The following is a 21,449-nucleotide window of genomic DNA, read 5'->3' on the forward strand; positions in this document are numbered from 1 at the left end:
AACCTCGACAGCGGCGCCCGCGCTGACGCGCTGGCAGCCACCGGGGTCCGGAGCGGCAACTTCAGCCTACGCCGTCCGAGCATGATCAGCCCTGCCCCGAGACGGCGATCTCGGGTGGGCGGTCTCGGCAGGGCCGTCAGGACTCCCGCATGGCGTCGAGGAGACCGGCGACGCCGACGGTGGCGAAACCCACCCGCGCGTCGCTCGCGCCGTAGGGCATCCACAGCGTGCCCTGGTGCATCAGCCCGCCGCAGGAGTAGACGACGTTGGGCACGTATCCGTCGCGGTCGCCCGCCGCCGGAGCCAGCAGCACCCCCGGCAGCTCCGCGATGACCCGTTCCGGCCGGTGCAGGTCCAGCAGGATCGCCCCGATGGCGTACTGCCGCATGGGTCCCACGCCGTGCGTGAGCACCAGCCACCCCGCGTCGGTCTCCAGCGGCGAGCCGCAGTTGCCGACCTGGATCAGGCTCCAGGTGCGCCCGGGCCGCAGCAGCGGCACGGGTTCACCCCAGCGGTTGTCGCCGTCGAGGACGGTCAGCCCGAGGGTCTCGCCGTCGGACCGGCAGAGGGCCACGTGGCGGCCCTCGATCGTGCGGGGGAACAGCGCCACCCCTTTGTTGCGTGCACCGGGCCCGCGCATGGGCGTCACCTCGAAGCGGGTGAGGTCGGCGCTGTCGAGCATCCGCGAGGCGATCTGCCGTCCGTCGTAGGCCGTGTAGGTCGCCCGGTAGCTCGCCTCGCCGTCGTCGCCGGCGACCCGGACGAAGCGGGCGTCCTCCATGCCGTTGCTCTCCGAAGGGTTGTTCGGCCACAGCACCCGCCGGCTGAGCGGCACGTCGTCTGGGAAGACGACCGAGTAGCTGTCGGCGATGGTGCGGCGCAGCTGTTCCACGGTGCGCTGCGCGGTGGCCCGATGCAGCAGGTCGGACGGGATCCGGGCCAGCGTCTGCTCGAACTGCTGGTCGTCGAAGCGTTCCGGCAGCAGGCCCAGCACGGTCGCCGAGACCTCGTCGTCGTACGCCTCCTCGTTCAGCCCGGCGGCGAGCAGGTCACGCCGGTGTACCGGGCTGACGCGCGTGCCGACGGTCAGCGGGCCGGGTCGCGGCGCCAGGGTCAGGTCCCCGCCGGGTCCGAGGACCGCGGCCGCGAACCCGATGGACGACAGGTGTCCTTCGCCGATCTGGCGCAGGCTGATCGCCGCGCGCAGCTGCCCGTCGGCCAGTCCGGACTGGTCGGGGTGGGCGACCATGGACGGATTGCACAGGGCCGCGGCCTCGACGGCGTACTCGTGGCTGAAGAACGCGCCGATCAGCGTCCGCATCGTGGGCGGCAGCTCGCGTACGGGGCTTACCCGGTGCCTGACCAGGTCGAAGTGGTGGCGGAAGGTGTCCGCGAGCTCGTGATGGCGGCTGCCGAAGCCGTGCATGACCTCGTCCAGCAGCCGTGCGGCGGCGTCGTCGTCGAGTGCGGTGATGCGCTCGACCAACCCGGAGGCCCTGGTTCGTGCCATGACCGCGTCCTCGCCGGGCACGAACAGTTTCACGATCACCCGCTGCGGGTCTGGCTCCAGCGTCACATCATGCCTGACGGCGAGCTCGCCGATGGTCATACCGGCACCACCGTCCGCGCGTGCTGCAACGTGGACAGCAGCGCCAAGGTGGACTCCGCGCCCTGGTTGAGGTTGGGCCCGTACGGAGTCAACCCGTCGTAGCCGCCGCCGGTGCTCTCGTCCCACATGACCGCGTTGGCATCGTTGGCACCGAGGAACCAGGCGACGGTCCGATCGAGATCGGCCTGCCAGGCCGGGTCCCCGGTCACCGCCGCGGCGGTGGCGAACGCGTCGGCGAGCGCGGCGACCTCGATGGGCTGCTGGTCGCGCTCGGCGCGTGCCTCGCCGCGGGCCCAGCCACCGGCCGGTACGACGCGCAGGCCGTGCGGGCCGGACTGGACGTCGCGCAGCCAGGTGAGCAGGCGCAGGCCGGTGTCGAGGGCGGCGTCGTCGCCACGTGCCGCGGCGTCGGCGATGACGACCTCGGCGAGCGCGGCGTTGGCGTAGGTAAGCCGGGGCAGGGGCCACGGCCAGTCCGGATCCGCGCCCGGTGGGCCGACTGCCGTGGCGGCGTCGGCCAGCAGCGCGGCCGCGTCGACGTCGCCCGGGTCGGCGCGCAGCACCTCGGCCGCGCCCAGCCCGGCGAACGCCATGGCGTGCGGGTAGGCGGAGCGCTGTGACGTGCCGAGCCGGAAGGCGGTCAGCGCGGAGTCGCGTATCCATGCCGCCGGGTGACGCGCCGCCGCGGTGCCCAGGCCCCACAGCGCCCGTCCCCACCAGTCGCCGAGTCCGGCCTGGTCCTCCCAGCGCCGGTCGTGGCCGAGCCGGTTGTGGAACGCCCCGGTCTTGGACTGGGCGTGGTTGAGGAAGGTCAGGTAGCACTCGGACAGTCGGAGCAGCTCCGCCGAGGGGTCGGCTTCGCGGCTGGTGACGACGAGCCCGCGGGCGACGTCGTCGGTGCAGTAGCCGTGCTCGCGGCGGACGACGGCGAGCCTGGCGTGCTCGAACAGGCCGGTGTCGTCGGTCAGCCGGATGAGGTGGGCGAAGTTCGGTGCGGGGGCGCTCACGCAGCGGCCGCGGTCAGGGCCCGGTCGCCGGTCAGCAGCCGTTGCGCGAGCGCGGCGTACCGGTCCGCGACGGCGGGCCACAGCATGGCGGCGCTGGGCGGGTCGCCGAGGCCTGCGGTGTCGGGGCTGAGGAGGATCTTGCGGATCGCGTCGGCCATGGCCGGGGCGTCGCCGTGGGGCACCACGATGCCGGGACCGTCGGTCAGCAGTTCGACGGCGTGCGGGAAGCGGGTCGCGACGACGGGCACACCCGCGGCGACGGCTTCGATCAGCACCCCGGAGGTGACCTGCTCCCGGGAGTCGTACGGCAGCAGCACCACGTCCGCGGAGCGGATCAGGCGGCCCAGCGACGCGTCGTCACGGTATACGGGGTCGAAGTGGACCGACTCGGCGATGCCGAGCACCCGGGTCAGCTCGACCAGGCCCTCGCGGTACTGCTCGCCCTGCTGTTCGAGCACGCGCGGGTGGGTCTTGCCGGCGATCGTGTACACGGGGCGCTGCGGCAGGTTCCGCAGCCGGGCGAGGGCGCGCACGGCCCATTCGATGCCCTTGCCGGGTCCGAGCAGTCCCCAGGTGAGCAGGTGCGGCCGCGGGCCCTTGTCGGCCGGGGCGGCGGCGTGGTCGTGGGCGCCGTGCGGGATGACAGTGACCTTGCCAAGGTCGACGTCGTAGCCCGCGGCCAGCCGGTCCCGGGCGGTGGCGGTCATGACGACCACGGCGTCCGTGGCACGCGCGATCTGCTCGAGCACGGTCTTCTGCCGGGCGGTGGGGTTGGCCAGCACCGTGTGCAGCACCACCATGCTCGGCACGGTGAGCTGCTGAAGCATCGGCACCACGTCGTCGCCGTCGGTGCCGGGGTAGATGCCGTACTCGTGCTGCACGATGGCCACGTCGAAGTGGTCGAGTGCCTTCGCGGCGAGCTGCCAGCCGTCGATGTCGTCGACCGACCAGGTGTGGACGACCTTCGGGTCCGCGGTGTCCGGTTCCCCGGCGGCGGTGACGCGCACGATGCCGCCGGGCATGCCGTCCGGGCACAGCGCGGCCGACAGGGCGGAGTTGAACGTGGCGAGCCCACACGCGGTGGGCGGATGGGTGCTGACAAAGCCATAGCTGGTGGGCATGGATGGTGCCTTCCGGTTCATCGGCGCCCCTCCCTACGGGACGGCGGCCTCACGCGGTGAAGGCGTCCGCTCGGCCTGCGTGTGCGGCGAGCGGTCCGGGTCTCCCAGGGCGTCGCCCGGGAACCACATTGCACCCTTGCGGGCGTCTCAGCACCTTGACGGTAGCAGTTAGCAGGTGTTAATCGACGATCGTGTGATACAGACGTAGATAGTCGTCGACCATCCGGTCGGCCGAGAACCGCTTCCTGGCGTGGTCACGGCACTGTCGCCGGTCGATGTCCCCGATCCGGGTCACGGCCGCCACCGCCTCGGCGACGCTGTGCACCAGGTGGCCGGTGACGCCCTCGTCGACCACTTCGGGCATCGAACCGCGGGCGTACGCCACGACGGGCGTGCCGCAGGCCATCGACTCCACGACGGCGAGGCCGAACGGCTCGGCGAACGCGATCGGATGCAGCAGCGCCGCGGCCGACGACAGGATCTCGCCGCGCTGCTCGGGCCCGACCGAGCCGAGGTAGACGACCTGCTCGCCGTCCACGTGCGGCAGGATCTGCTCGTCGAAGTAGCGCTGGTCGGCCACGATGCCGCAGATGGTCAGCGGCATCCCGGCCCGCCGCGCGATCTCGATCGCGGTCCGGGTGCCCTTGTCGGGGTGCACCCGCCCGAAGACGACCAGCCCGTGCCCGGCGGCGGCGCGGAACGGGAACCCGTCGAAGGCGATGCCGTGGTGGATCGTCGCGGCGTAGTCGAGGTCGGGGGAGCGGTCCGAGTCGGAGATGGACACGTAGCGGGACCGGGCGCGGGCGTACGCGGGCAGGATGGCCGGGCCGGAGAACCCGTGCACCGTGGTCAGCAGCGGTGCGCGGCACTGCTCGGAGAACGCCAGCGGCAGCCAGTCCAGGTGGTTGTGGACGAGGTCGAACTCCGCCGACCTGGCGAACGCGTGCGCGACGTGCATCGCCTCCCAGACGCGGCCGTCCATGGCCGGGTCCTCGGCGTAGCCGTGGGCGCAGACGCCGTCGAGGGTCGCCGAGGTGAGCGAGTCGAGCGTCGCGAACAGGGTGACGTCCACCCCGCGCGCGGTCAGGCCCTCGGCGAGCAGGCTGGTGACCTGTTCCCACGGCCCGTAGTGGTGTGGCGGCGTACGCCAGGCCACGGGTCCCAGCAGGGCTACCTTCACACGTACCTGGTTCGCGGCATGCGGCTCACCCTACGGGACCGGCCTGAGTCGGCCCGGGCCGCCATGATCAAGATCACCGGCGGGTGGATGCTGAGGCATTCGTCACCCCACCCGGGTCCGAAGTCGTATAGGGTGGGGGGCATATGGCTACTTATCGAAGTCCCGCAGTGCTGCTGTCCGCTGACGGCACCAGAACGTCCGGTACCGCCGCCCTTTTCTCCGAACCTGGGCGTAAGGGTGGCCTTCGGCCGTGGGCGGGCGACTTCCGGGTCGCGACCGACTCCGCCGGCGTAGAGATCCCGGTGGGCATGGCCCTGACCCTGGAGATGCCCGACGGCCGCTCCGGCAAGGTGGTCGTCCAGGGCCGCAAGGGCGGTTCCAAGAACACCGTCCTGGCACTGATGGGCGAGGACCAGGCCCCGTTCTGACCGCTCCGGTCCGCCGGAGCCTGATCAGGGCGCGGGCGTCCCGCGCTCCGAGCGTCAGGTGACCATTCGACGCTTGCGTAAGACTCGACGTAGGGCCGGGCGAGCTGTGCCGCCCGGCCACACGTGTCTCCGTCAGCCGACGCGCGGTGCTGACGCCGCCGGACGCATGTCCGCCCGCAAGGCCTGGGCCAGCGTGCGGCCCAGCTCTGCGGTGGAGCCCTGGGCCGTGCCGTAGACGAACCGGTCCGGGCGTAGCACGGCCATGCCCGCGCAGTGCCGGGTGAACCAGGCGGTCAGACGTCCGTCCACGTCGGCCACCTCGCAGTAGTTCCCGTCCGCGATCGTCGGGGCCGTCCCGGTAGGGCAGACCCGCACGAACCGCACCGGCAGGCCGCGCCAGTGCGCCTGGGCGGCGACGGCCGGGCCCACCTCCGGTCCGATCAGCACGAAGCCACCGCCCAGCACCTCGTCCAGCGGCACCGGGCCGGTCGCGCCGGGCACGCCGACCCGCGGCTGGGGGAACATCGTCCCCGCCGGGCGGCCCCCGACGTGCCAGCCGCGGCGGTGCACCGGCAGCGGCTTGAACTCGAAACGCCGCACGAAGCGGCGCACCCGCGGCACCAGCTGCACGCCGCGCAGCAGCGTGTCGCGCAGCTTCGCACCGGCCCGGCTCCGGGCCAGGAACACCCGCCCCACCCGCACCGTGATCGCCGCCATCTCCTCGGTGTGCGGGCGGCGCTCCTGCTCGTACGTGTCGAGCAGGTCCGGCCCGGCCAGCCCCGCCAGCACCAGGTCCAGCTTCCAGACCAGGTTGGCGGCGTCACGCAGCCCGCTGCACAGCCCCTGGCCCATGAACGGCGGCATCTGGTGCGCGGCGTCGCCCAGCAGGAACACCCGTCCCGCCCGCCACCGGTCGGCGACCAGGTGGTTGAACGTGTACACGGCCGCGCGGCGGACCTGGAACCGGTCCGGGTCGACGTACGGCGCGACCAGCTCCGCCACCGCCGCGGGCTGCTCCAACCGCTCGGCCGTCTCCCCAGGTCGGAGCATGAACTCCAGCCGGTAGCCGCCGTCGGCGGCCGGGGACACGAACGCCGGCCGCCGCCAGTCGCACACGAACCGGGTCCGGTCCAGCCGCACCGCGTCCGGCGGCAGGTCACCGGAGACGGCCAGCCACGGCTCCTCGTACGTGGACCCGCGCAGCCCGATGCCCGCCAGCGCCCGGGTGCTGCTGCGCGCCCCGTCGCAGCCCAGCACATAGCGGGCGCGCACCTCCTGCGTCAGGCCGGTGCCGAGGTCGCGGATCCGGGCGGTCACGCCGCCGTCGTCGGCGTGCAGCCCCTCCAGCTCGACGCCCAGGCGCAATGCCACGTGCGGGAACCGGTCCAGGCCCGCGCGCAGCGCGTGCTCCAGGCGGGGCTGGTCGAAGAACTGCAGCGGCGGGTGCCCGAGCCCGAAGTCGACCTCGGACAGTGCGATCTCGGCGAACGGCCGGCCCGCGCCGTCGGTGTAGTCGACCAGCGGCGCGGTGCGCATCCCGGCCGACACCTCGGCCAGCAGCCCGGCCTGCTGGTAGATGCGCAGCGCCTCGTCGTCGCAGGAGAAGGCGCGGGGCTGGCCGTGCGGATCACGGCTGCGCTCCACGACCAGGGTGCTGACACCACGACGGCCGAGCAGGTTGGCGGTGAGCGCGCCGACCGGCCCGCACCCGACGATCAGCACGTCGACGTCGGTGGGGTTCGCTGGGGTGGACACGTTGGCTCCTTCACGTGGGGGATCGGTGCCTGTCCAGGGGACCAGCCACGCGTGGAGGCGGCGTGGAATCCGCGTGGAGGTCGCTCCTCCGCGCGGCCGCTATGCCTGCGCGGCGGACGCGGCCACCCGTGCCGCGAGCAGCCGGGCGCCCTGCTGCGCGGCGACGGCGGCGGCCGCGGGCAGCCCGGCCCGGTCGCCCGTCGCGACCGCGCGCACCCGCAGCAGCTCGGCGAGCACCACCCGTTCGCCGGTCCGCTCCGCCACGGCCAGGCCCTCCGCGGCCAGGGCGGCTGCGCCGTCGAGGTCGCCGACGGCCAGGTGCGCGTTGGCCATCGCGCTGAGCGTGACCGTACGCGTGGCGCGCAGCCCCAGCCGGTACAGCGCCTCGTAGGCCGCGCGCATCCGCGGCCGCTGCGCGGCATCCCCGGCGTACACCGCGGCCCACGCCGCGAACACCTCGGCCGTGGTGACGAAGTGCGGCATCCCGTGCGCCAGGCCCAGCTCCCGGAAGCGCAGCGCCGCGGCGTGCCCGGCCTGCGCGTCCAGCTCCTGCAGCTCCAGCCAGGCGGCGTACAGGCGCGCGTTGGCCCGGCCGTAGGGGTCGTCGAGCCGCTCCGCCAGGTCCGCCGCGGCGGCGAGATCGGCGTCGGCGGCGGCCCGCTCGCCGCGCAGCGACCGGACCAGGGCCCGGAAGTTGTACGCGGCCAGCGCCGGCCGCCGCGCCACCTCCGGGCCGAGCACCCGCGGGTCCATCCCGGACAGCAGCTCCGCTGAGGTGCTCAGGTGCTGCTCCGCCTCGGCCAGCCGACCCAGGAAGTAGCATGCCGCGCCGAGCAGGTAGGAGCCGGCCGCGCGGGTCAGCTGATCGGCGTCGGCGGCCAGCGGCTCGGCCAGCTCCAGGCAGATGCCGTACTCGGCCCGGTTCGCGGCCAGCTCGCCGAGCACCCAGCGCGCCGAGGCCAGGTCCGCGCCCGCCGGGACGAGGCCGAGCAGCTCACGCGCGCGTACGCAGGCCCGGTCCACGGCGTCGCTGCCGATGCCGACGGTGACCTGCAGCAGCGCCGCCCGCCGCAGGTGCACGGCCAGCTCCTCGGCGGCCGCGTCGGCGCTGCCCGCCAGCCGGTCGGCAGCCAGGTCGAGATGGGCCAGCGCGTCCTCGTAGGCCAGCCGCCGGGTGGCGTCGTCGGCCGCGCGCAGCAGCCAGCGCAGGTGGTCGTCGTCGCGGCCCAGCCCGGCGCAACGACCGTAGTGGTAGGCGATCTCGGCGGGCGCGGCACCGCCCAGCCGCTCGTGCGCGCCCGCGAGCCGCGCGTGCAGCACCGCGCGCCGCGGCGGGCTCAGCGTCGCGTAGCCGACCTCGGCGAACAGCGGGTGCGCGAACCCGGCCCGGCCGGGGGCCTCCTCGGCGACCAGCCGGGCCGCGTACGCCGGCAGCAGCTCCTCGGCCACCGACGGCGCGGGCCGCCCGAGCACGTCGGCCAGCACCCGCAGCGGCAGGCCGTGACCGGCGACGGCGAGCACGTCCAGGCATTGCCGGGTCGGCGCGGGGACCGCGTCCAGCCGCAGGCACAGCGTGTCCCGGATGGTCGGCGGCAGCTCGCCCGTACCGCCGTGGCGCAGCAGCTCGGTGACGAAGAACGGGTTGCCGCCGGTCCGCCCGAGCAGGGCCGCGATCTCGTCCGGAGCCGGGTCCGCGCCGGTCTCCCGGCGTACCAGGGTCGCGATCGCGGCCTCGTCCAGGCCGGTCAGGTCGACGCGGGTGTAGCCGGGCGTGCGGGCCAGTTCCGCGGTGGTGGCGAGCAGTCCGGGATCGTGCTGGTAGGGCCGCGTGGTGGCCAGCACCAGCGCGCGCGTCGAGGCGAGCGCACCGGACAGGTAGCGCAGCAGCAGGAGCGAGTCGGGGTCGGCGGCGTGCAGGTCGTCGAGCAGCACCAGCAGGCCGCGTTCGCGGGCGGCGGCCCCGATCAGCCGCGCGACGGCTTCGTACAGCCGAAACCGTGCGGCGGGGTCGGCGCCGATGGTGTCGTCAGGGGCGCTCGCGCCCAGCGCGGCCAACGCGGCGTCCCCCGTGCCCGGCGCCCCGGCCAGCTCGCCGACGACCTGGATCCAGATCCAGAACGGCGGGGCCTGGCCCACCGCGGGGCAGCGCGCCCGCACGACCGGCGTTCCGCCCTCCGAGGCCGCTGCCGCGGCCCGCGCGACCAGGGTGGTCTTGCCGATCCCGGCCTCGCCGGCCACGAGCGCGACCCGGCCCGCGCCGCCGACCGCCCCGGCTACGGCGGCGACGAGGGTGTCCAGCTCGACGGCGCGGCCCGGCAGCGGCTGCGCGGCGGGCTCGGCAGCCGACGGCCGGATCACGCCGCGCGGTCCGTCCAGTGCCGGGTCCTGCGCCAGGATCGCCCTGTGTACGGCGCGCAGCCGCTCCCCGGGGTCCAATCCGTACTCCCCGGACAGCAGCCGGTGCGTGTCGGTGAACACCGCGAGGGCGTCGGCCTGGCGGCCGCAGCGGTACAGCGCGAGCATCAGCTGGGCGCGCGCGTCCTCGCGCAGCGGGTGGGCGGCCGTGAACGCCTGCAGTTCGGCCAGGACCCGCAGGTGCCCGCCGGCGTCCACGGCCGCGGTGAGCCGTCCCTCCTCGGCCTGCACCCGCTGTCCGTGCAGGCGGGTCAGGTCGGGCTGCGCGGCGGCGAGGTCAGCGACGTCCGGCAGCGGCTCGCCCCGCCAGAGCCGCAGCGCCGCGCTGTAGTCGCGCTCGGCAGCGGCCGCGTCGCCCGTGGCGTGCGCGGTCGCGGCCTGCCGGGTGAGGGCCGCGAAGCGGACGTGGTCGACGGCGTCTGCGTCCACGTCGAGCAGGTAGCCGCCGTCCTTGCTGCGCAATGTCGCGGGCGCGGTGCCCGGTGCGCGATCCGGTTCCAGCGCGCGGCGCAGCCCCGCGACGTGGGTGCGCAGGGTGGTCTCGGCGCTGGGCGGCGGCGCACCGTCCCACAGCGCGTCGGTCAGCCAGTCGACGGTGGCGAACCGGTCGGAGCGGATCAGCAGCAGGGTGAGCAGCGCACGCTGCTTCGGGCTGGCGACGGTGACCGGGCTGCCCGCCCGCCGGACCTCGAGCCGCCCGAGCACGCCCATGCTCAGCCCCGTCGCGGCATCGAACTGGATCATGAGGCTGCGGTGTCCACGGCGCCATCTTAGTGAGCCAGCGCGAGCTGCAAGCCCGGTGCCGATCGGGGAGGATCGGGGGGATGGGAGTCTTCCGCCACGCCAGGAGGTGTTTCGCGTGACCGAACCCGACGACGCTCTCCGCACCCACATCGACTCGTTCAACGCCGCTGTCCGCGGCGGAGGCTGGACGGACTTCTCGGCGACGTTCGCCGACGACGCCGTCATGGCGTTCGTCGGCGTTCCGGTCGGCCCTTATGTCGGGCGCGAGGCGATCGCCGAGGCGTACCGCGAGCGGCCGCCAGTCGACACGATCACCGTGACCTCGGTCCGCACCCTCGCGCCGGACACCGCGAGCGCGCTCTTCCGCTGGGATTCGGGTGGTACGGGCAGCATGACCGTTCGCTGGTTCCGGGGATCGGTCGCGGAACTCACGGTGGTGTTCGACGAGGATGGCCAGGCCGGCTGACGCAGAACGCCTCGCCCTCCGGGTCGTACCTGGTCACGTGGTGGTACGGGTCGATGGTGAGCTGGATCGGCGTACGACGAGTTCGGGGCGGAAGACGACGTGGCGGTGCTGGTGGGTGTCCGGCTCGTTGACTTCCTCCAGCAGCAGTTGGGCGGCAGCGCGACCGAGTTGCTCGCGTGGTTGGCGCACCGACGACAGCGGCACCGCTGCGGCGGCGGCGAACTCGATGTCGTCGTAGCCGACGATCGCGACGTCGTGCGGCACCCGGACTCCCCGGGTGGTCATCTCCTGCAGGACGCCGAGGGCGATCAGGTCGTTGGCGCAGAACACCGCGGTCGGGCGGGCATCGGCGGGCAGGTCGGCGATCTCGCGACCGGCGTTGCGTCCCGCGGCGACGCTGAGGTTCGAGGTGGTCACCAGCCGGGGCGGTGGTCCGTCGCCCAGCGCGGCGGTCAGGCCGGCGTGCCGGTCGGCGACCTGGCGGAGCGAGAACGGCCCGCCGGCGAAGGCGATCCGGTGATGGCCCTGCCCGCGCAGGTGGTCCCCGGCGAGTCGGCCGCCGAGGACGTCGTCGACGGCGACCGAGCAGCGGTGGAAGCTGCTGGATCCGCGGTCGACGAGGACGACCGGGATGCCGCGCTCGACCAGCCCGTCCAGGTGCGCATCGTGGGTCTCGTCCACGGGGGTGATCAGCACGCCGAGGACCCGCTGCTGGCTGAGCAGGTCGAGGTGGCGCCGTTCGCGCCGGGGGTCTTCGCCGCTGTTGAAGACCATGACGTTGACGCCGCCGTGCTCGGCGGCGATCTCTGCGCCGCGCATCACGTCGGTGAAGAAGGGGTTGGCCAGGTCGAGGGCGACCATCGCCACCGTCCGGCTGCGTCCGGCCCGGAGTTGGCGGGCCGAGTCGTTGCGGACGTAGCCGAGTTCGGCGATCGCGTCGAGCACGCGGCGGCGGGTCGCGGCGGCGACGGTGGCGCGGCCGTTGAGCACATTGCTCACCGTGCCGACCGAGACGCGTGCGCGGTGGGCGACCTCTTTGATGCTGACGGTCGCCATGGCTCCTCCTGGCGCACGTGGATGCGGGCAGCCCCAGGTCCGGAGCGGGCTTCAGCGTACGCCCGAAATGAAACGTGTCAACCCACATCGGACGAACCTCGCGCGGCGGAAAGCGCACTCCCGTAACGGCCAGGCATCAAAGTATTGACAGGTCTGCCACCGGATCGTAGCGTACGTCGCACTCGATATGAAAAACGATTCAATATGACCTTGAACCCTGGGTGCCGAAGGGACGGAGGTGCGCGGTGGCAGACAGCAGCACCCCGGCGTTGCTGCGGGTCGACGGGCTGACGGTCGAGTTCCCCGGCGTACGCGCGCTGGACGGCGTGCACTTCGACGTCGCTGCCGGCGAGGTCCACGCGCTCGTCGGCGAGAACGGGGCAGGCAAGTCCACCCTGCTCAAAGTGCTCGGCGGCCTGCACCAGCCCAGCGCGGGCACGATCGGCCTCGCCGAGCGGCCCTACCGTCCGCGTCGCCCCGCCGACGCGACCCATGCCGGCATAGCCGTCATCTACCAGGAGTTCAATCTCTACCCCGACCTCACCGTGGCCGAGAACGTGTTCTCCGGACGCGAGCCGTTCCACCGCTTCCACCGCGGCATCCGCTACGCCGAGATCAACCGCCGGGCCGCGGAACTGTTCGCGACGCTCGGTGTGCGCATCGACCCGACCGCTCCCGTGAGCAGCCTGACCGTCTCGGAGCAGCAGCTCGTCGAGATCGCCAAGGCCCTGTCGGTCGGCGGGCGCATCATCGTCATGGACGAGCCGACCGCCGCCCTGTCGGCCGACGAGGTGACCCGGCTGCTCGACGTCGTCCGGAGGCTGCGCGCGGAGGGCCGCAGCGTCGTCTACGTCAGCCACCGCCTCGACGAGGTGTTCGCCGTGGCAGACCGGGTGACCGTGCTGCGCGACGGCCGTCACGTGCGCACCACCGCGCTGGCCGACACCAGCCCCGACGAACTCGTCCGGCTCATGGTCGGACGCGACGTGTCGGCGATGTTCCACCGCGACGACGTCGCGGGCGGGGACGTCGTGCTGGAACTCGACCAGGTCAGCGCCGGACGGCAGCTGCGCGACGTGTCGATCGTCGTACGGGCCGGTGAGATCGTCGGCATCGGTGGCGTCGCCGGGGCGGGGCAGCCCGAGCTGTCCCAGGTGATCTTCGGTGCGCTGCCGGTCAAGTCGGGCCGGATGCTGCTGTCCGGCGCGGACTACCGGCCCAAGGGACCGGACGACGCGATGAAGGCAGGGATCGGCTTCCTGCACGAGGACCGCAAGGCGGCCGGGATCCTGCCGGACCTCAGCGTGCGCCACAACCTGACCGTCTCCGTACTGGACAAGGTGCGAGGCCTGTTCGGCCGGCTGCTGTCGCCCGCGGGCGAACTCGGCGTGTTCGACACCTTCCGCAAGCGCCTGGCCATCCGCACCACCGGCCCGGACCAGCTCATCGGCCAGCTGTCCGGCGGAAACCAGCAGAAGGTCCTGTTCGGACGCGCCCTCGCGCCGGGCGGGCGGCTGCTGATCCTCAACGAGCCCACCCGGGGCGTCGACATCGGCGCCAAGGTCGAGATCCACCACCTCATCAACGAGATCACCGCGGACGGAGCCGGCGTGGTCATGATCTCCAGCGACCTGCCCGAACTGCTCGGCATCAGCGACCGCGTCTACGTGCTCGCCGCCGGTCGGATCGTCGGCCACCTGACCGGAGACGACCGCACCGAGGAGAACGTCATGCGGTGCGCCACCACCGGGCAGCGCGTCTTCTCCGCGACGGTGTCCGGATGACCGCCGTGCTGCGCCGGGCGCCCCTGCTGCTGCCGCTGCTCGGCACCGTCGTCGTGCTCGCGGTCGCCACCGACAGCTTCCTGACCGGCGCGAACATCGAGAACGTGCTCGTCGCCGCGGCCATCGTGGCCGTGCCCGGCCTGGCCATGACGTTCTGCCTCGCCATGGGGGAGTTCGACCTGTCGATCGGCTCGACGGTCTCCCTGGCCGGGGTCGTGTGCTGCAGCGCCATCATCGCAGGCCAGCCCGCGCCGGTGGCTATGGGCATCGCACTGCTCGTCGGCGCGGCGATCGGACTGGCCAACGGCCTGGTCATCACGAAACTCGGCGTCACCCCGTTCATCGCGACACTGGCGACACTGGTCATCGTGCGCGGGCTGTCGCTGGCCTACTCCGGCGGCCACGACCAGATCGTCAGCTCCGCCGCGCTGAAGTACCTCGTCGGCGGTCGGCCGCTCGGGGTGCCGATGCCCATCGTGCTGGCCGTCGTCGCGACCGCCGCCGGCTGGTGGGCCATGAACCGGACCCGGTTCGGCCGCTGGGTCTGCGCCATCGGCTCCAACCGGGAGGCCGCCCGCGTGTCCGGCCTGCCCGTCGACCGCGTCCGCATCGCCGTCTACGTCCTGGTCGGCGTCGCCGGGGCGGGCTGGGGCCTGCTCATCTCCAGCCAGCTGCAGAAGGGCAACGGCCAGCTCGGCATGGGCTTCGAACTCGACGCGATCACGGTCGTCGTCATCGGCGGCACCGCCCTGCTCGGCGGCCGGGCGTCGATCGTGGGCACCGTGCTGGGCGCGGTGCTGATCGAGACGATCCGCAACGGGCTCAACCTGCTCAACACGCCACCGGCATACCAGCGCATCAGCGTCGGACTCCTGCTCATCGCCGCGCTCGCGATCAGGGGCATCCGCCGCGCGGAGGCCCGAACCTTGCCCGTCCCGGTGCCGGAGGCCGCCCGATGAAGAGCTCGACCTCGCTCGGGTCCCTCTGGGACACCTGGGGGATCACCGCGATCCTGGTGCTGCTGCTGGCGGTGGCCCCGGTGCTGACGCCCGACTTCTTCAGCCTGGACAACGCGCAGTCGGTGCTGCGCGAGAGCGCCTACCTCGGCATTGTCGCGGCCGGTATGACGTTCGCCGTCGCCAGCGGGGCGTTCGACCTGTCCGTCGGCGGGCAGCTGGCGCTGTGCAGCGTGGTGTCGCTGATCGGCTTCGCCGCCGGGGGCACCGTCCTGGCGATCGTGGCGGCCCTGGCCACCGGGCTGGCCTGCGGCCTGCTCAACGCGAGCCTGATCACCCGGCTGAGCGTGCCCCCGTTCGTGGCCACGCTCGGCACGCTGTTCGTGTTCCGCGGCCTGTCCTACATCCTCACCCAGGACGGGCCGAAGACCCTGCCGTACGACCAGATCGGCTCCCCGTTCGTGAAGATCGGCGGGCTCAACGTGGCGGGCGTGCCGGTGCCGTTCGTCATCATGGTCGGCGTGTTCGCGGCGGCATGGCTGCTGTTGCGGCGCACCGCGACCGGACGCCGGGTGCTCGCCTACGGATCCTCCCCCGAGGCGGCGAGGTTCTGCGGCATCTCGGCGAACCGGCTCCGGCTCTTCGTCTTCGCCCTGGTCGGGGTGAGTGTCGGCATCGCCACGCTGACCTACATCACCCGGGTGTGGACGGCGGACGGCTCGGCCCAGGACGGGTTCGAGCTGAAGGTGATCGCGGCCGTGGTGCTCGGCGGCACCAGCCTCAAGGGCGGCAAGGCCACGCTGATCGGCACGTTCTCCGCGGTGCTGCTGATCAGCGTGCTCAACGACATGCTCGTCAGCGAGGGCGTCCCGTCGGCATACCAGCGCATCGTGCTCGGCGGCGTGCTGATCGTCGCGCTGACCATCGACGGGCTGCGGACCCGGTTCGCCGCGCCCGGTTCGCTGCGGCGGGCGCTGTCCGGCGGTCGAACACCCCAGCCGGGCCCTGCCCGGTGAACCACGACGTGAGGCTCCCGGCGTCACGTGCACCAAGGAATTGAAACGATTTACCTCCCTGCACCGTCCACCTCCCCAGGGAAGGGGTATCCGTGAAGAGCAGGATCCTTGTTTCGCTCGCCGTGGCGGGCGCGCTGGTCACGGCGGGCTGTTCGGATTCGAACGCGCCGTCCGACAACCAGAACGGCTCCGACAAGGTCGTCGTCGGCTTCTCCGTGTACGACATGCAGTACGAGTTCTTCCAGAAGATGGAGAAGGGCACCCGCGAGGCCGCCACGGCCAAGGGCTGGGAGTTCAAGCTGCACGACGAGAAGAGCGACGAGAACGAGATGGTCACCGGCGCGCAGGCGCTCATCGACTCCGGCGTCGACGTGCTCATCATCAGCCCGTTCAAGCCCAGCGCACTCGGCCCGATCATCGCCAAGGCCAAGGCCAAGGGCGTGCCGGTGATCGTCGACGACATCGGCGGCGGCGGTGCACCGTACGACGCGATCGTCATCTCCGACAACGCCGGCGGCGGCAAGCTCGCCGCCGAGTTCATGGCCAAGCAGATCGCCGCCAACGGCAAGACCGGCAAGAACGTCGCCTCGATCACCTGTGAGCCGTCGGCGGTCTACGCCGCGCGCCGCAACGCCGGGTTCAAGGCCGAGATCGAGAAGCTGGGCTTCAAGGTTGTCGCCGAGCTGTCGGGCAACTCCAAGGCGGAGGAGGGTTACAAGGTCATGAAGGACATCCTGGCCAAGAACCCCGACGTCACCGGGGTGTTCTCCTGCAACGACCCGATGGGCGTGGCCGCCGCCAACGCCGTCAAGGACGCGGGCAAGGACCCCGTCAAGGACATCGTGACCGTCGGCTTCAACGCCGACCCCGAGGCGATCACCGCCATCAAGGCCAACGGCCTGGCCGCCACCGTCGCGCAGGACCCGGCCGCGATGGGCGCGCTGACCGTCAAGCTCGCCGACCAGGCCCTGGCCAAGACCGCCCTCACCTTCGACAACGCGGCCGAGCGTGAGGTCTACAACCCCGTGCAGCTGATCTCCAAGGAGAACGTCGACACGGTCAAGTGACGCCCTGGGCGGGTGGCGCGTTTCGGCGCCGCCCGCCCCACCCTGCCTGGCATTCATCGCCGGCGAAGCTCAGGAGAAGATGATGAAAGACCACGCCGCCGTCAAAGCCGCCCTGCGCGCCATGCGCATCGAGACGCCATCGTGGGCGTACGGGAACTCGGGCACGAGATTCAAGGTGTACGCGCAGGCCGGGGTGCCCCGCGACGCGTACGAGAAGGTCGCCGACGCGGCGATGGTGCACCGCCTGACCGCCGCCGCGCCCAGCGTGGCGCTGCACATCCCCTGGGACCGGGTCGACGACTACGCCGACCTGGCCGGCTTCGCCGCCGACGCGGGCATCCGCATCGGCGCGATCAACCCCAACGTGTTCCAGGAGAACGACTACAAACTGGGCAGCGTCTGCCACCCGGACGCCGGCGTGCGCCGCAAGGCCATCGACCACCTCCTCGAATGCGTCGACATCATGGACGCCACCGGATCGAAGGTGCTGTCGCTGTGGTTCGCCGACGGCACCAACTACGCCGGGCAGGACTCCATCATCGCCCGCCAGGACCGGCTCGCCGACGCGCTGCGCGAGGTCTACGACCGGCTCGGCCCGGACCAGCGCATGCTCGTCGAATACAAGCTGTTCGAGCCGCACTTCTACAGCATGGACGTGCCCGACTGGGGCACCTCCTACGCGCACTGCGTCGCCCTGGGCGACAAGGCGCGGGTGCTGGTCGACACCGGCCACCACGCGCCCGGCACCAACATCGAGTTCCTGGTGACCGTGCTGCACCGGTTCGGCAAGCTGGGCGGCTTCCACTTCAACAGCCGCAACTACGCCGACGACGACCTCATGGTCGGCGCGGCCGACCCGTTCCAGCTGTTCCGGATCGCGCACGAGCTGGTCCGCGCCGATGCGATCCGCCCCGAGTCCGGTGTCGAGTACATGCTCGACCAGTGCCACAACCTGGAGGCCAAGGTCCCGGCGCTGATCCGCTCCGTGCTCAACGTCCAGGAGGCGGTCGCCAAGGCGCTGCTCGTCGACGCCGACGCGCTCGCCGCCGCGCAGAGCAACGGCGACGTGTTGGGCGCGCACGCGGTGCTCATGGACGCGTTCAGCACCGACGTCCGGCCGCTGCTGGCCGAGCTGCGCACCGAACTCGGCGTCGACCCCGACCCCATCGCCGGATACCACGCCAGCGGATACCAGCAACAGATCGAAGCCGCCCGCACCGGCGGACACCAGGCGGGCTGGGGAGCATGACGGCCGACCACGACAGTGCCATGTCGACGCCCGCGCAGCTGGTGGACCGATCCCGCCGGCTGGGCGCCGACCCGCGCAACACCAACTACGGCGGCGGCAACACCTCCGCCAAGGCGCCGGGCAACGACCCGGTGACCGGCCAGGATGTGCCCCTGCTGTGGGTGAAGGGATCCGGCGGCGACCTGGGCACCCTGACCGAAGCGGGCCTGGCCGTGCTGCGCCTGGACCGGCTGCATGCCCTGGCCCGGACCTACCCGGGAGTCGAGCGCGAGGACGAGATGGTCGCCGCGTTCGACTACTGCCTGCACGGCCGTGGCGGTGCGGCCCCGTCGATCGACACCGCGATGCACGGGCTCGTCGACGCCCCACATGTGGACCACCTGCACCCCGACTCCGGCATCGCGCTGGCCACCGCGGCCGACGGCCCCGAGCTGACCCGGCGGTGCTTCGGCGACCGGGTGGTCTGGGTGCCGTGGCGGCGTCCCGGATTCCAGCTCGGCCTGGACATCGCCGACGTCCGGCGGGCCAACCCGCAGGCCATCGGCGTCATCCTCGGGGGGCACGGCATCACCGCCTGGGGCGACACCAGCGAGGAGTGCGAAGCCAACTCCCTGGAGATCATCCGGGTGGCGGAGAAGTTCCTCGCCGAACACGGACGGCCGGAGCCCTTCGGGCCCGTGCTGGACGGCTACCAGCCCCTGCCGGCAGCGCAGCGGCACCAGCGGGCCGCCGAACTCGCCCCGCTGCTGCGCGGCCTGGCGTCCACCGACAAGTCGCAGGTCGGCCACTACACCGACAGCGATACCGTGCTGGACTTCCTGGCCCGCGAACGCCACCCGCAGCTCGCCGCACTCGGCACCTCCTGCCCCGACCACTTCCTGCGCACCAAGGTCCGCCCAATGGTGCTGGACCTGCCGCCGACCGCGCCGCTCGACCAGACCGCCGCCCGGCTGCGCGAGCTGCACGCCGCCTACCGCGCCGACTACACCCGTTACTACGACGAGCACGCCGAACCCGGTTCGCCGGCCATGCGGGGGGCAGACCCCGCGGTCGTGCTCGTGCCGGGCGTCGGCATGTTCACCTTCGGCACGACCAAGCAGACCGCCCGGGTCGCGGGGGAGTACTACCTCAACGCGATCAACGTGCTGCGCGGCGCGGAGGCGGTGTCGCGCTACGCCCCGATCGACGAGCGGGAGAAGTTCCGCATCGAGTACTGGGCGCTGGAGGAGGCCAAACTCGCCCGGCTGCCGAAACCGAAGCCGCTGGCCACGCGGATCGCACTGGTCACCGGCGGCGGATCGGGCATCGGCCGCGCCATCGCCCACCGCCTCGCCGCCGAGGGCGCCTGCGTGGTCGTCGCCGACCGCGACGCCGACGCCGCACAGCGGGTGGCCACCGAGATCGGCGGCACCGACCTCGCGATCGGCGTCCGCGCCGACGTCACCGACGCCGCCGCCGTGCGCGACATGGTACGCAGCGCCTGCCTGGCCTTCGGCGGCGTCGACCTCGTCGTCAACAACGCCGGCCTGTCGATCTCCAAGCCGCTGCTGGACACCACCGAGGCGGACTGGGACAGCCAGCACGACGTCATGGCCAAGGGCTCGTTCCTGGTCGCCAGGGAGGCCGCCCGAGTCCTGATCGCCCAGGGCATGGGCGGCGACATCGTCTACATCTCCAGCAAGAACAGCGTGTTCGCGGGCCCCAACAACGTCGCCTACAGCGCGGCCAAGGCCGCACAGGCGCACCAGGTGCGGCTGCTCGCCGCCGAACTCGGCGCACATGGCATCCGCGTCAACGGGGTCAACCCCGACGGCGTCGTCCGCGGATCAGGCATCTTCGCCGGCGGCTGGGGCGCACAACGGGCCGCCGTCTACGGTGTGCCCGAATCCGAACTGGGCGCCTACTACGCCAAACGCACGCTGCTAGGGCGGGAGGTGCTGCCCGAACACGTGGCCAACGCGGTCTTCGTCCTCACCGCCGGGGAACTGTCCCACACCACCGGCCTGCACATCCCGGTCGACGCCGGAGTCGCCGCAGCGTTCCTGCGCTGACCCCGTCCGGCCCGACCCACCGCACGAAGGAGCCGCACCATGCCCCGACCGCAGCCCGCCACCGTGGCGGCGGTAGACCTGGGCGCCGCCAGCGGCCGGGTGATGCTCGCCCGCGTCGGCCACGACGTGCTGGATCTGGCCGAGGTACACCGCTTCCCCAACGAACCGATCCAGGTGGGCGGCACCCTGCACTGGGACGTCCTGGCCCTCTACCGCGGGGTGCTCGACGGGCTGCGGGCAGCCGGTCGCGCACCCCGTGCGGCCGGCACCCCGGGTCAGGGCCTGGACGGCATCGGCATCGACTCGTGGGCGGTGGACTACGGGCTGCTCGACGCGACCGGCGCGCTGATCGGCAATCCGATCAGCTACCGCGACCGGCGCACCGACGGCGTCATGGACCGCGTACACGAACAGCTGGACGTGGCACGTCTCTACGCGATCACAGGGCTGCAGAACCTGCCCTTCAACACGATCTACCAACTGGCGGCGGCCCGCGGCACGCCCGCGGCCGCCGCCGCGCGCCGCATGCTGCTGCTGCCCGACCTGCTGGCCTACTGGTTGACCGGCCGGGAAGGCACGGAACTGACCAACGCCTCCACGACGGGACTGCTCGACGCGCGCAGCGGCGCCTGGTCGACGGAGCTCATCGCCGCGCTGGGCTGGGACGAGCAGCTGTTCGCGCCACTTCGCCGACCCGGCGACGTGATCGGCCCGCTCACCGCGGACGTGGCAGCACACACCGGCCTGGACCGCTGCGTGCCGGTGTTGGCGGTCGGCTCCCACGACACCGCCTCGGCCGTGGTGGGGGTGCCCGCAGGCGACGAACGATTCGCCTACATCTCCTGCGGCACCTGGTCACTGGTCGGGCTTGAGCTGACCGGGCCGGTGCTGACCGAGTCGAGCCGGAAGGCCGGCTTCACCAACGAGGCCGGCCTCGACGGCACCGTGCGATACCTGCGCAACGTGATGGGCCAATGGCTGCTGCAGGAGTCGATGCGCACCTGGCAGGCACGGGGTGAGCCCGCGGACCTGACGACGTTGCTGGCCGAGGCGGCGGCCCAGCCGGCCTTCGTGAGCGTCGTCGACCCGGACGACCCGGTCTTCCTGCCACCGGGCGACATGCCGGCCCGGGTCGTGGACTACTGCCGGCGGACCGGCCAGCCGGTGCCTGCCTCGCGGGCAGCGCTGGTGCGGTGCATTCTGGAGAGTCTGGCACTGGCGCACGCGCGTGCCGTGCGCCAGGCGCAGGAGCTGGCAGGCCACCCGGTGGACGTCGTGCACCTGGTCGGCGGAGGGTCGCGCAACGAACTGCTCTGCCAGCTCACCGCCGACGCCTGCGGCCTTCCGGTGACGGCCGGACCGGTGGAGGCGACCGCGCTCGGCAACGCACTGGTGCAGGCCAGGGCCCTCGGCGCGATCTCCGGCGAGCTCCGCGACCTGCGCACCCTGCTCCATCGGCACGTCACGCCGAGGCGATACCTGCCGCGATCCGGGCAGAGCGCGACAGCGTGGGCCGGCCTGCAGGCGCGCCTGGCCGGCTAGCGT

The 21,449-nt window shown here is 72.6% G+C and carries 15 protein-coding genes; 8 read left to right on the plus strand and 7 right to left on the minus strand.

Annotated features, from left to right (window positions below):
• Positions 1 to 136: 136 nt before the first annotated feature.
• The 6 genes from F9C41_RS05775 to F9C41_RS05805 form a co-directional block, all read right to left on the minus strand.
• Complete coding sequence (locus F9C41_RS05775) at positions 137 to 1,609, minus strand: glycoside hydrolase family 130 protein (RefSeq protein ID WP_155385624.1); 1,473 nt, start codon at positions 1,607 to 1,609, stop codon at positions 137 to 139.
• Positions 1,606 to 2,616, minus strand: coding sequence for a glycosyltransferase (locus F9C41_RS05780; protein ID WP_155385625.1), 1,011 nt, complete (start codon positions 2,614 to 2,616; stop codon positions 1,606 to 1,608). Before F9C41_RS05780 ends, F9C41_RS05775 begins: the two co-directional genes overlap by 4 nt.
• The gene (locus F9C41_RS05785) at positions 2,613 to 3,737 is read right to left on the minus strand and encodes a glycosyltransferase (RefSeq protein WP_155385626.1); all 1,125 of its coding nucleotides are present in this window, start codon (positions 3,735 to 3,737) and stop codon (positions 2,613 to 2,615) included. Before F9C41_RS05785 ends, F9C41_RS05780 begins: the two co-directional genes overlap by 4 nt.
• A gap of 178 nt (positions 3,738 to 3,915) precedes the next feature.
• Entirely contained in the window at positions 3,916 to 4,917 is a 1,002-nt protein-coding gene (locus tag F9C41_RS05790) for a glycosyltransferase family 4 protein (RefSeq protein WP_155385627.1), read from the minus strand.
• Between the two features lie 560 nt (positions 4,918 to 5,477).
• Entirely contained in the window at positions 5,478 to 7,100 is a 1,623-nt protein-coding gene (gene mhpA / locus F9C41_RS05800) for a bifunctional 3-(3-hydroxy-phenyl)propionate/3-hydroxycinnamic acid hydroxylase MhpA (RefSeq protein ID WP_155385628.1), read from the minus strand.
• Between the two features lie 99 nt (positions 7,101 to 7,199).
• Complete coding sequence (locus F9C41_RS05805; protein WP_230689341.1) at positions 7,200 to 10,259, minus strand: AfsR/SARP family transcriptional regulator; 3,060 nt, start codon at positions 10,257 to 10,259, stop codon at positions 7,200 to 7,202.
• A gap of 115 nt (positions 10,260 to 10,374) precedes the next feature.
• Here F9C41_RS05805 and F9C41_RS05810 point away from each other — a divergent pair, with 115 nt between their 5' ends.
• Positions 10,375 to 10,725, plus strand: a complete 351-nt coding sequence (locus F9C41_RS05810) for a nuclear transport factor 2 family protein (RefSeq protein ID WP_155385629.1) — start codon at positions 10,375 to 10,377, stop codon at positions 10,723 to 10,725.
• Between the two features lie 33 nt (positions 10,726 to 10,758).
• On the opposite strand, the gene F9C41_RS05815 is transcribed toward F9C41_RS05810, so the two are convergent.
• On the minus strand, positions 10,759 to 11,781 hold the full coding sequence (locus F9C41_RS05815) for a LacI family DNA-binding transcriptional regulator (RefSeq protein ID WP_155385630.1): 1,023 nt from the start codon (positions 11,779 to 11,781) through the stop codon (positions 10,759 to 10,761).
• Between the two features lie 245 nt (positions 11,782 to 12,026).
• Here F9C41_RS05815 and F9C41_RS05820 point away from each other — a divergent pair, with 245 nt between their 5' ends.
• From F9C41_RS05820 to F9C41_RS05850, 7 genes are all read left to right on the plus strand, one after another.
• Positions 12,027 to 13,565 carry a sugar ABC transporter ATP-binding protein gene (locus F9C41_RS05820; RefSeq protein ID WP_155385631.1) on the plus strand — a complete coding sequence of 513 codons (1,539 nt, stop codon included), beginning with the start codon at positions 12,027 to 12,029 and terminating at the stop codon, positions 13,563 to 13,565.
• On the plus strand, positions 13,562 to 14,524 hold the full coding sequence (locus F9C41_RS05825) for an ABC transporter permease (RefSeq protein ID WP_155385632.1): 963 nt from the start codon (positions 13,562 to 13,564) through the stop codon (positions 14,522 to 14,524). Before F9C41_RS05820 ends, F9C41_RS05825 begins: the two co-directional genes overlap by 4 nt.
• Positions 14,521 to 15,537, plus strand: a complete 1,017-nt coding sequence (locus F9C41_RS05830; protein ID WP_155385633.1) for an ABC transporter permease — start codon at positions 14,521 to 14,523, stop codon at positions 15,535 to 15,537. Before F9C41_RS05825 ends, F9C41_RS05830 begins: the two co-directional genes overlap by 4 nt.
• 92 nt (positions 15,538 to 15,629) lie before the next feature.
• Entirely contained in the window at positions 15,630 to 16,604 is a 975-nt protein-coding gene (locus F9C41_RS05835) for a substrate-binding domain-containing protein (RefSeq protein ID WP_155385634.1), read from the plus strand.
• Positions 16,605 to 16,686: 82 nt separating this feature from the next.
• A complete protein-coding gene (gene rhaI / locus F9C41_RS05840; RefSeq protein WP_155385635.1) occupies positions 16,687 to 17,853 on the plus strand; it encodes an L-rhamnose isomerase in 1,167 nt (388 codons plus the stop codon).
• Positions 17,850 to 19,904 carry a bifunctional aldolase/short-chain dehydrogenase gene (locus F9C41_RS05845; protein WP_230689342.1) on the plus strand — a complete coding sequence of 685 codons (2,055 nt, stop codon included), beginning with the start codon at positions 17,850 to 17,852 and terminating at the stop codon, positions 19,902 to 19,904. The genes rhaI and F9C41_RS05845 overlap by 4 nt, the downstream gene beginning before the upstream one ends.
• Before the next feature lie 39 nt (positions 19,905 to 19,943).
• Entirely contained in the window at positions 19,944 to 21,446 is a 1,503-nt protein-coding gene (locus tag F9C41_RS05850) for a rhamnulokinase (RefSeq protein ID WP_155385636.1), read from the plus strand.
• Positions 21,447 to 21,449: the final 3 nt, after the last annotated feature.

Origin of the sequence: Catellatospora paridis (genome assembly GCF_009720365.1) — a bacterium.
Lineage (GTDB): Bacteria > Actinomycetota > Actinomycetes > Mycobacteriales > Micromonosporaceae > Catellatospora > Catellatospora paridis.

Coding starts and splice junctions, on each gene's coding strand:
- F9C41_RS05845 (WP_230689342.1), top strand. CDS start 17,850: ATGACGGCCGACCACGACAGTGCCATGTCGACGCCCGCGCAGCTGGTG.
- F9C41_RS05805 (WP_230689341.1), bottom strand. CDS start 10,259: ATGATCCAGTTCGATGCCGCGACGGGGCTGAGCATGGGCGTGCTCGGG.
- F9C41_RS05775 (WP_155385624.1), bottom strand. CDS start 1,609: ATGACCATCGGCGAGCTCGCCGTCAGGCATGATGTGACGCTGGAGCCA.
- F9C41_RS05825 (WP_155385632.1), top strand. CDS start 13,562: ATGACCGCCGTGCTGCGCCGGGCGCCCCTGCTGCTGCCGCTGCTCGGC.
- F9C41_RS05830 (WP_155385633.1), top strand. CDS start 14,521: ATGAAGAGCTCGACCTCGCTCGGGTCCCTCTGGGACACCTGGGGGATC.
- F9C41_RS05815 (WP_155385630.1), bottom strand. CDS start 11,781: ATGGCGACCGTCAGCATCAAAGAGGTCGCCCACCGCGCACGCGTCTCG.
- F9C41_RS05850 (WP_155385636.1), top strand. CDS start 19,944: ATGCCCCGACCGCAGCCCGCCACCGTGGCGGCGGTAGACCTGGGCGCC.
- F9C41_RS05785 (WP_155385626.1), bottom strand. CDS start 3,737: ATGCCCACCAGCTATGGCTTTGTCAGCACCCATCCGCCCACCGCGTGT.
- rhaI (WP_155385635.1), top strand. CDS start 16,687: ATGAAAGACCACGCCGCCGTCAAAGCCGCCCTGCGCGCCATGCGCATC.